Source organism: Corynebacterium sp. UMB8791, assembly GCF_054166365.1.
In genome coordinates this window covers 1-451 of sequence record NZ_JBSZCG010000177.1, presented here as the reverse complement: position 1 = coordinate 451, position 451 = coordinate 1, and the positions used below count along the sequence as shown (strand labels likewise).

The following is a 451-nucleotide window of genomic DNA, read 5'->3' as shown; positions in this document are numbered from 1 at the left end:
GGCTCGAGACCGGCCTCACGCGCGATATCCGCCTTGGTCTTCCTGCGCTTCTTATACGGCAGGTAGAGATCCTCGACGCGCGCCTTCGTATCCGCACCCATGATGAGCGCCTTGAGCTCATCAGTGAGTTTGCCCTGCTCCTCGATCGCCTCAATGACCGAAGCCTTGCGCTCCTCAAGCTCGATCAAATACGCATTGCGCTGCTCAATGTGGCGCAGCTGTGTGTCATCCAAGCCACCGGTAGCTTCCTTCCGGTAGCGAGAAATGAATGGGACCGTATTCCCCTCTGCCAACAGTTGCAGCGCAGCCTCAACGTGGCGTGGCGCTACCTGGAGTTCCGATGCAATGGTCTCAGCAATGAACGTCATTCCGGACATTCTAATGCTTATGCGTTCCCATCCACGAGGCGGGTCGATCCGTACCAGTAGGTACCTCTGGGCAGGCCTGCAAC

The 451-nt window shown here is 57.9% G+C and carries 1 protein-coding gene; it reads right to left on the bottom strand.

The genetic code is table 11. The features are described 5' to 3' along the window. On the bottom strand, positions 1–368 hold a 368-nt coding region (locus tag ACXIUA_RS11665), incomplete at its 3' end, for a Tex-like N-terminal domain-containing protein (protein ID WP_457976918.1). Between the last annotated feature and the right edge of the window lie 83 nt (positions 369–451).